Annotated in this window: 9 protein-coding genes, 2 tRNA genes and 1 other RNA gene; 9 read left to right on the forward strand and 3 right to left on the reverse strand. The window is 69.2% G+C overall.

What is annotated here, in order from left to right; all coding sequences use genetic code 11:
- Positions 1 to 106: 106 nt before the first annotated feature.
- Together AB0G02_RS22475 and AB0G02_RS22480 are read left to right on the forward strand one after the other, a co-directional pair.
- Positions 107 to 180, forward strand: a tRNA-Met gene (locus AB0G02_RS22475).
- A 256-nt stretch (positions 181 to 436) separates the two neighbouring features.
- Positions 437 to 510: transfer RNA gene (locus AB0G02_RS22480), tRNA-Met, on the forward strand.
- Positions 511 to 563: 53 nt separating this feature from the next.
- Here AB0G02_RS22480 and AB0G02_RS22485 read toward each other — a convergent pair.
- Entirely contained in the window at positions 564 to 761 is a 198-nt protein-coding gene (locus AB0G02_RS22485; RefSeq protein ID WP_053717392.1) for a hypothetical protein, read from the reverse strand.
- A gap of 378 nt (positions 762 to 1,139) precedes the next feature.
- Between AB0G02_RS22485 and AB0G02_RS22490 the strand changes: the two genes are divergently transcribed.
- The 6 genes from AB0G02_RS22490 (at position 1,140) to AB0G02_RS22515 (ending at position 5,874) form a co-directional block, all read left to right on the forward strand.
- On the forward strand, positions 1,140 to 1,640 hold the full coding sequence (locus AB0G02_RS22490; protein WP_360461699.1) for a helix-turn-helix transcriptional regulator: 501 nt from the start codon (positions 1,140 to 1,142) through the stop codon (positions 1,638 to 1,640).
- A 51-nt stretch (positions 1,641 to 1,691) separates the two neighbouring features.
- Positions 1,692 to 2,792 (forward strand): peptide chain release factor 2, encoded by a 1,101-nt coding sequence (prfB, locus tag AB0G02_RS22495; RefSeq protein WP_360797427.1) that lies wholly within the window; start codon positions 1,692 to 1,694, stop codon positions 2,790 to 2,792.
- 67 nt (positions 2,793 to 2,859) lie between these two features.
- Positions 2,860 to 3,549 carry a cell division ATP-binding protein FtsE gene (gene ftsE / locus AB0G02_RS22500; protein WP_360797428.1) on the forward strand — a complete coding sequence of 230 codons (690 nt, stop codon included), beginning with the start codon at positions 2,860 to 2,862 and terminating at the stop codon, positions 3,547 to 3,549.
- A gap of 47 nt (positions 3,550 to 3,596) precedes the next feature.
- The gene (gene ftsX / locus AB0G02_RS22505) at positions 3,597 to 4,499 is read left to right on the forward strand and encodes a permease-like cell division protein FtsX (protein WP_360797429.1); all 903 of its coding nucleotides are present in this window, start codon (positions 3,597 to 3,599) and stop codon (positions 4,497 to 4,499) included.
- 47 nt (positions 4,500 to 4,546) lie between these two features.
- On the forward strand, positions 4,547 to 5,023 hold the full coding sequence (gene smpB / locus AB0G02_RS22510; protein WP_360797430.1) for an SsrA-binding protein SmpB: 477 nt from the start codon (positions 4,547 to 4,549) through the stop codon (positions 5,021 to 5,023).
- Positions 5,024 to 5,028: 5 nt separating this feature from the next.
- The gene (locus tag AB0G02_RS22515; RefSeq protein ID WP_360797431.1) at positions 5,029 to 5,874 is read left to right on the forward strand and encodes an amidohydrolase family protein; all 846 of its coding nucleotides are present in this window, start codon (positions 5,029 to 5,031) and stop codon (positions 5,872 to 5,874) included.
- Here AB0G02_RS22515 and AB0G02_RS22520 read toward each other — a convergent pair.
- A complete protein-coding gene (locus AB0G02_RS22520; RefSeq protein ID WP_360797432.1) occupies positions 5,861 to 6,505 on the reverse strand; it encodes a response regulator transcription factor in 645 nt (214 codons plus the stop codon). The two genes, AB0G02_RS22515 and AB0G02_RS22520, sit on opposite strands and share 14 nt — an antisense overlap.
- A complete protein-coding gene (locus tag AB0G02_RS22525) occupies positions 6,493 to 7,740 on the reverse strand; it encodes a sensor histidine kinase (RefSeq protein ID WP_360797433.1) in 1,248 nt (415 codons plus the stop codon). Before AB0G02_RS22525 ends, AB0G02_RS22520 begins: the two co-directional genes overlap by 13 nt.
- A gap of 165 nt (positions 7,741 to 7,905) precedes the next feature.
- Here AB0G02_RS22525 and ssrA point away from each other — a divergent pair.
- Positions 7,906 to 8,278, forward strand: a transfer-messenger RNA (tmRNA) gene (gene ssrA, locus AB0G02_RS22530).
- Positions 8,279 to 8,294 lie beyond the last annotated feature (16 nt).

The following is an 8,294-nucleotide window of genomic DNA, read 5'->3' on the forward strand; positions in this document are numbered from 1 at the left end:
CGACCAGCTGACCTGCGCTGATGTCACCGTCGGGTGGCCCCGGACACATCCGGGGCCACCCGATTTGCATATCCCGGTAACCCAGGCGTAGAGTTCCAATTACCGACGCGGGGTGGAGCAGCTCGGTAGCTCGCTGGGCTCATAACCCAGAGGTCGCAGGTTCAAATCCTGTCCCCGCTACAAAGTAGGAGAGCCCTGTCTGCGGAGAGCGCAGACGGGGCTTTTCCGCATTTACACCGGGGGTCCGACCCCCGGGCCCCGGGCAGGATGGGCTTCGCCCCCCTGCACCCCCCGAAGCCGTTGCGCAGGTGGTTCGGCGCGGCAGTGGGCGGCGGATGTGGTGGACGTGGGGTTGTGCGGGGTGTGAGCTGGGGTTTTGTGGTTAGGGGACCCCGGTGAAAATGGGGTTTTCGGTCGTGTATAGTTGTCCTTACAGCGCGGGGTGGAGCAGCTCGGTAGCTCGCTGGGCTCATAACCCAGAGGTCGCAGGTTCAAATCCTGTCCCCGCTACTACGTGAAAGGCCCCCAGGCGGTTTGCCTGGGGGCCTTTCACCTTTTTGTGCTCAGGTCATGTTCTCGGCCCAGTACTGGGCACACGTGAGCGAGCACACCCGGCCTTCGCCGCTGACCGTGCGATGCCTGCGGATCTGCTTCCCGCACACCATGCACTCGTCCTTGCCCGCCTGCTCCGGGATCGTGCCGGACGCCCAGGCGCGGGCGTTGCGGACCACTTTCGTCCCCGTCGTCCATTTGATGCCCACAGCTGACCTCCCGATCGAACGAACACCCGGGGTAATGGTCCCACCACCCGACGTGTTTGCCACGTCGAGAACCGGACATCACCGGGTTGTGCTATCGGATGAGGGACCGTGGGGGCCCGGCGGACGCGGCGCGTGACTTCGGCTCGCCGTTAGGGTGAACGCAAAAGTGCGGTTTCCCTTGCGCTCCAATGGATTTCCACTCCGCGTGGACAACCCGGGTCAAGAGGCCGAACGCGTGGCGTTGATCAGTGGCCGGTTACGCAGAGGTGCTTCCCGTTGCTCCGCTTGGCCCAACTCCACTAGCCCGTGATCAGCCACAGTGGACAGAACGGCTGACCATTGTGGACAGCGACCGGTGACCGTGGCACCGTTGGTGGGGTGTCGGACCTGAATGCTACGGCGGCAGCCCTGCTCGGGCTGCTGCACGACGGACCCAAGACCGGTGGCCAGCTCGTGGCTGAGGCCGGAGAGCGCTTCGGTGCGTTCTTCAGCGTCACCCGCAGCCAGGTCTACCGCGAGCTGCCCGCGTTGGCGGACGCCGGCCTGCTGCGACTCGGCAAGCAGGGCCCGCGATCGAGCCAGCAGTACGTGCTGACCGCGGCGGGCAAGAAGGCGTTCAAGAACTGGCTGCTCTCCGAGCCGGGGCCGGACCACCTGCGCAGCCCGCTGATCCTGCGGCTGGTGCACGCGGGCTCCTTGACCGCCAAACAGCGGCAAGGGCTCGTGGACGCCGCCCGCGCGAGCTACGGCGCCGAGCAGGAGGCCGCCAAGACCGCGGTCAAGACCGCGGAGGACGCCTACGCCAAGGCGGTGGCGGAGTTCGGCCTGGCCCACGCCAAGGCCGTCCTCAAGCTGCTCGACGCCATCCCGACGGCCTGAATCGCGCGCACCGGTCGCACTGCGCGACCGGTGCCGGCGTAATCTTGGGCCGTGAATCCCGACGTCGAAGCAGACATCAAGGACCTCTCCGCCACGCTCGCGAGCATCGAGGCGGTGATGGACCTCGGTGCCCTGCGCGCCCAGGTCGCCGAGCTGGAACAGGCGGCGGCCCGGCCGGACCTCTGGGACGACCAGGAGAAGGCGCAGAAGGTCACCAGCCAGCTCTCCCACAAGCAGGGTGAGCTGCGCCGCGTCACGGGCCTGCGCGACCGGCTGGACGACCTGTCGATCATGTACGAGCTGGCCGAGGACGAGGGTGACGCGGGCAGCCTCGCGGAGGCCGACACCGAGCGCGCGAAGCTCCGCGAGGAGATCTCCTCGCTGGAGGTCCGCACGCTGCTGTCGGGCGAGTACGACGAGCGCAACGCCCTGGTCACGATCCGTGCCGAGGCGGGCGGCGTCGACGCGGCCGACTTCGCGGAGATGCTGCTGCGGATGTACTCGCGGTGGGCCGAGCGGCACGGCTACGGCGTCGACGTGTTCGACACCTCCTACGCGGAGGAGGCGGGCATCAAGTCCGCGACGTTCCGCGTCTCCGCCCCCTACGCCTACGGCACGCTCAGCGTCGAGCAGGGCACGCACCGGCTCGTGCGCATCTCGCCGTTCGACAACCAGGGCCGCCGGCAGACGTCGTTCGCGGGCGTCGAGGTGGTGCCGGTGGTCGAGCAGACCGACCACGTCGACATCGACGAGAAGGACCTGAGGGTCGACGTCTACCGCTCGTCCGGCCCCGGTGGCCAGGGCGTCAACACGACCGACTCGGCGGTGCGCCTGACGCACATCCCGACCGGCATCGTGGTCTCCTGCCAGAACGAGCGCTCGCAGCTGCAGAACAAGGCCACCGCGATGGCCGTGCTCCAGGCGAAGCTGCTGGAGCGGCAGCGGCAGGAGGACCAGGCGAAGATGGACGCGCTCAAGGACACCGGCTCCAGCTGGGGCAACCAGATGCGCTCCTACGTGCTGCACCCCTACCAGATGGTCAAGGACCTGCGCACCGAGCACGAGGTCGGCAACCCGTCCGCGGTGCTCGACGGCGAGATCGACGACTTCCTGGAAGCCGGCATCCGGTGGCGCAAGCAGCACCAGTCCTGATCGGTCAAGCCCCCGTTCGGCGGGCGACACGGAGGCTTTACCCAGGCCACGAGTACACTCGCGCCTCGTGATTCGCCTCGAACACGTGTCCAAGGTCTACAAGAGCTCCGCGCGTCCCGCGCTCGACAACGTCTCGGTCGAGATGGACAAGGGCGAGTTCGTGTTCCTCATCGGGCCTTCCGGTTCCGGGAAGTCCACGTTCCTGCGGCTCCTGCTGCGTGAGGAAGTGCCCAGCAAGGGCCGCGTGTACGTGTCGAACTTCGACGTGGCCAAGATGTCCCGGCGCAGGGTCCCCCGCCTGCGCCAGTCCATCGGCTGCGTGTTCCAGGACTTCCGCCTGCTGTCCAACAAGACCGTGGCGGAGAACGTCGCGTTCGCGTTGGAGGTCATCGGCAAGCCTCGCAACACCATCGTCAAGGTGGTGCCCGAGGTGCTGCAGCTGGTCGGCCTCGACGGCAAGGCGGACCGGATGCCGCACGAGCTGTCCGGTGGTGAGCAGCAGCGGGTGGCGATCGCCCGCGCGTTCGTCAACCGGCCGCTGGTGCTGCTGGCCGACGAGCCGACCGGCAACCTGGACCCGGACACGAGCCAGGACATCATGCTGCTGCTGGAGCGGATCAACCGCACCGGCACGACGGTGCTGATGGCCACCCACGACCACTCCATCGTCGACTCCATGCGCCGCCGCGTGGTCGAGCTGGACCACGGCCGCATCATCCGCGACGACGCGCGGGGTGTTTACGGCGTGGGCCGCTGAGGCCGCCGGACCCCCTCATCCCCCGACTCTGAGGAACGTTCCCCCCGATGCGTACCAGCTTCGTGTTCAGCGAGGTCGTCACCGGTCTGCGCCGGAACGTCACGATGACCATCGCGATGATCCTCACGACCGCGATCTCGCTCTTCCTGTTCGGCGTGGGCCTGCTGGTCGTCAACATGGTGGGCAAGATGCAGGACGACTACCTCGGCCAGCTCGAGGTCGCCGTGATGCTCACCAACGACATCAGCGTGAACGACAAGGACTGCACGCAGGACGTGTGCGCCGGGCTGCGCAGCCAGCTGGAGACCACCTCCGGGGTCGAGACCGTCGTCTACGAGAACCGCGACAAGGGCTACGAGCGGTTCAAGAAGGTCTTCGAGTCGCAGCCGGAGCTGGCCAAGCTGGCCCGCCCGGAGGCCATCCCGGCCATGTTCCGGGTCAAGCTGGAGGACGCCGAGCGGTCCGACGTGATCGTGCAGGCGTTCACCGGCAAGGCGGGCGTGAAGAAGGTCGACGACCAGCGCGAGGACCTGGACCGGCTGTTCGGCTTCCTCAACGGCGTGCGTGACGCGGCGTTGGCGTTGGCGCTGCTCCAGGCGTTCGCGGCGCTGATGTTGATCTCCAACACGATCCAGGTGTCGGCGTTCACCCGGCGCACCGAGGTCGGCATCATGCGGCTGGTGGGCGCGACCCGCTGGTACACGCAGCTGCCGTTCCTCATCGAGGCGGTGGTCGCCGGCGTCATCGGCGCGGTCGTCTCGATCGGGCTGCTCGTGGCGACCAAGGTCTTCCTGCTCAACCGGGTGCTGGGCGACCTGTTCGCGTCCAACATCATCCCCGAGGTGAGCATGGTGGAGATCCTGTTCATCTCACCGATCCTGGTCGGCGTGGCGATCCTGATCTCGGCGCTGACCGGCTACGTCACGCTGCGCCTCTACGTCCGCCTCTAGGCTCTGGCCGCCCATAACCGCTGGCCCGGTCACGTAAGGTTTCCGTCATGGTCAAGGAACGCGGTCAGAAGGTGATCGCGTCGAACCGCAAGGCTCGGCACGACTACACCATCCTCGACACCTACGAAGCGGGTGTCGTGCTCGTCGGCACCGAGGTGAAGAGCCTCCGCATGGGCCGGGCGTCCCTTGTGGACGCCTTCGCCCAGGTCGACGACGGTGAGATCTGGCTGCACGCGCTGCACATCCCGGAGTACGTGGCGGGCACCTGGACCAACCACGAGGTGCGGCGCAAGCGCAAGCTGCTGCTGCACAAGGGCGAGATCGAGCGGCTGATCGGCAAGACCAGGGAGAGCGGTCTGTCGCTGATCCCGCTGTCGATGTACTTCAAGGACGGGTACGTCAAGGTCGAGCTCGCCCTGGCCCGCGGCAAGAAGTCGTACGACAAGCGGCAGGACCTGGCCAAGCGCGACGCCGAGCGGGAGATCCAGAAGGCGCACGGCCGTGCGTTGAAGGGGCGCTACTGAGCGTCGTGCCCGGCCTGGTCGACGTGCACGTGCACTTCATGCCGCAGCGCGTGCTGGACAAGGTCTGGGCGTTCTTCGACGAGGCGTCGCGGCACTACGGCGTCGACTGGTCGATCCGCTACCGGCTGCCCGAGGCCGAGCGGCTGGCCGCGCTGCGGTCGTTCGGGGTGGTGGCGTTCGCGCCGCTGGTGTACCCGCACAAGCCGGGCATGGGCGAGTGGCTGACGGACTGGGCGCTGGACTTCGGCGCCCGCGTGGACGGCGCCGTGCCGACCGCCACCCTGTACCCGGAGCCGGGCGTGGAGGCGTACGCGGCGCGGGCGTTGTCGGCGGGCGCGCGGTGCTTCAAGGCGCACGTGCAGGTCGGCGGCTACGACCCGCGCGAGCTGGACGGCGCGTGGGGCCTGCTGGCCGAGGCGCGGGTGCCCGTGGTGGTGCACTGCGGGCACGGCCCGGTGCCCGGCGCGCACACGGGCCTGGACGTGTTCGAGGACGTGCTGCGCAGGCACCCGTCGCTGGTGGCGGTGCTGGCGCACGCCGGGATGCCCGACTACCTGGGCGCGTTGGACCTGGTCGACCGGTACGACGGGGTGCACCTGGACACCACGATGGTGGGCGTGCCGTTCACCGAGGCGCGGGCGGCGCTGCCGCGCGACTGGGCGACCCGGCTGGTCGACGTGACCGACCGGGTCGTGCTCGGCTCGGACTTCCCGAACATCCCGTACGACTACTCCGCGCAGCTGGACGCGATCGAGGGCTGGGCCGCCGCCGACGACCGGCTCGGTGAGCCGTTCCTGCGGGCGGTGCTGCACGACAACGGCGCGAGGCTGCTGCGGCTCAGCCCAGGTTGAGGTAGGCCAGCACGGCCCGGACCCGGCGGTGCTCGCTGGTGCTGGGCTCCAGGCCGAGCTTGGCGAAGATGTTGCCCACGTGCTTCTCCACCGCGCCGTCGGACACGACCAGCGAGGCCGCGATGGCGGCGTTCGACAGGCCCTGAGCCATCAGCCCGAGCACCTCGCGCTCACGCTGGGTGAGCGAGTCGACCGGGTTGCGCTTGGAGCGGACCATGAGCTGCGTGATGACCTCGTGGTCGATGCTCGTGCCGCCCTCGGCCACCCGGCGCACCGCGGCCACGAACTCCGACACGTCGGCCACCCGCTCCTTGAGCAGGTAGCCGACCCCGTTCGCGCCGCCCGCCAGCAGCTCCACCGCGTACCGCTCCTCCACGTACTGCGAGAGCACCAGCACCGGCAGGTTCGGGATGCGCTTGCGCGCCTCGATGGCGGCCCGCAGCCCCTCGTCGGTGAACGTCGGCGGCATCCGGACGTCCACCAGGGCCAGGTCGGGGCGGTGCTCCTCGATCGCGACGAGCAGGGCGTCGCCGTCGTCCACCGCCGCGACCGTCTCGATGCCCTCGTCGGCCAGCAGGCGCTGGACACCCACCCGCAGGAGGACCGAGTCCTCCGCGATCACCACGCGCACGGCAGCTCCGTCCGGATCACGGTCGGCCCGCCGAGCGGGCTGACGACGACGATAACGCCGTCGATCGTCGCAGCCCGGTCCGCCAGGCCCGCGAGGCCACCACCGGGGCGCACCTCCGCGCCGCCGCGGCCGTCGTCGGTGACCTCGACGACCACGGAGTTCTCCGTGCGGGACACCTTCACGTGCGCCCTGGTCGCGCCGGAGTGCTTGGCGATGTTCGTCAGCGTCTCGGCGACGGTGAAGTAGGCGGTGCTCTCCACGGCCGTAGGCGGGCGCGGCTCGACGTCCACGTCCACCTCGACCGGGATCGGGGAGCGCGCGGCCAGCGACGACAGGGCCGCGTCCAGGCCTCGGTCGCCCAGGACCGACGGGTAGATGCCGCGGGCCAGGTCGCGCAGCTCGGAGATGGCGAGCTTGGCGTCGGCGTGCGCCTCCGCGATGAGCTCGCGGGCGGCGTCCGGGTCGGACTCCATCTTGCTGCGCGCCCGGCCGAGGCCCATGGCCACCGCGACCAGCCGCTGCTGCGCGCCGTCGTGCAGGTCGCGCTCGATGCGCCTGCGCTCCGCCTCGGCCGCCTCCACGCCGCGGGCCCGGCTGGCGGACAGGCGCTGCGCCTCGGCGGACAGCACGCTGGTGCGCGACGGGCCGAGCAGGGAGCGGGCGATCAGGACGTGCCCCTTGCCGAGGGCCTTGAGCAGCCGGTACGCCACGACGCCGAGGAGCAGGCCGAGCACGCTCACCGGGATCGCCTTGACGAACGAGTCGACCAGCCAGACGTTGCCGCCGCCGAGGTCGATCTCCAGCAGGTTCGGCATCCAGTGCTGGTAGAAGGGCAGCAGCACGGTGGCCGCGACCACCGTCCACAGGACCGCGGTGAGGGAGAACTCGATCGCGCCCAGCGGCAGCATCAGCAGCCAGTAGGTCAGGTCGCGCCACGTCGCCGGGTCCCGGACGATGGCCTTGGCCCGGGCGGTGGCGGTGTCCGGCAGCGACCGGTACGGGCGGGGGATGTCGACACCCAGCGTCACCCGCAGCCAGCGCCGCTCGACCGACGCCGCGCTGCGCGCCAGGGCCAGGGTCAGCACGCCCAGCGGCACGCCGACCCAGACGACCGCGGTGCCCAGGCTCACCGCGGTCAGCGCCACGAGCAGCACGAACCAGAAGAGCCCGGTGACCAGGTTCAGCAGGAAGTACCCGCTGACCCGGCCGATGTTCGGGTTGACCCGCGTCGTCATCTTCCCCACCTTCACGCCCGATGTACCCGACCAGCATCGCCCGAACGTGTGGACCGAACCATCAGGTGCGCCGGTGGGCGAGGGGTGGGGACAGCCCTACCAACCTAATCGGAATGAAGGAGGGGGCGCGGGGCGTTATGCTGTGCGCAGCAGGACCCACGACACGGGGGTGAACGGTTTCGACTTTGTGCGTTGATTCAAGGGAAGCGTGCCGGTGCAGGCGAGAGACCACCGCAAGCGTCATCGCAAACCAATAAGCGCCGAGTCTAACGACCAGCGCGCGTTCGCCCTCGCCGCCTGAGGCTAGGAGCGACGCTGTCGGCCCGGAGGTGCCTCCGCTCCGGTCGCCGGCATCAGCTAGGAGGCTCACCGCCGTTCCCGGTCACGGGGAGCGGTTGGGACACCCACAGTGGCTGGGCTCATCACGGTGACTTGTCCGCGTGATCACCGGGGCCGAGTAGAGATGTAGCGGACTGCGCACGGAGAAGCCTTGATGAGCCGGCAGAGGACCCGGGTTCGATTCCCGGCACCTCCACTCGACGATGGGCGAGGTG

Source organism: Actinosynnema sp. NPDC023658 (genome assembly GCF_040639995.1).
In the GTDB taxonomy this organism is placed as follows: Bacteria; Actinomycetota; Actinomycetes; order Mycobacteriales; family Pseudonocardiaceae; genus Actinosynnema.

What these genes read in the sequence shown, in the direction of transcription:
- smpB (WP_360797430.1), top strand. Translation starts at nt 4,547, where the DNA reads ATGGTCAAGGAACGCGGTCAGAAGGTGATCGCGTCGAACCGCAAGGCT.
- ftsX (WP_360797429.1), top strand. Translation starts at nt 3,597, where the DNA reads ATGCGTACCAGCTTCGTGTTCAGCGAGGTCGTCACCGGTCTGCGCCGG.
- AB0G02_RS22525 (WP_360797433.1), bottom strand. Translation starts at nt 7,740, where the DNA reads ATGACGACGCGGGTCAACCCGAACATCGGCCGGGTCAGCGGGTACTTC.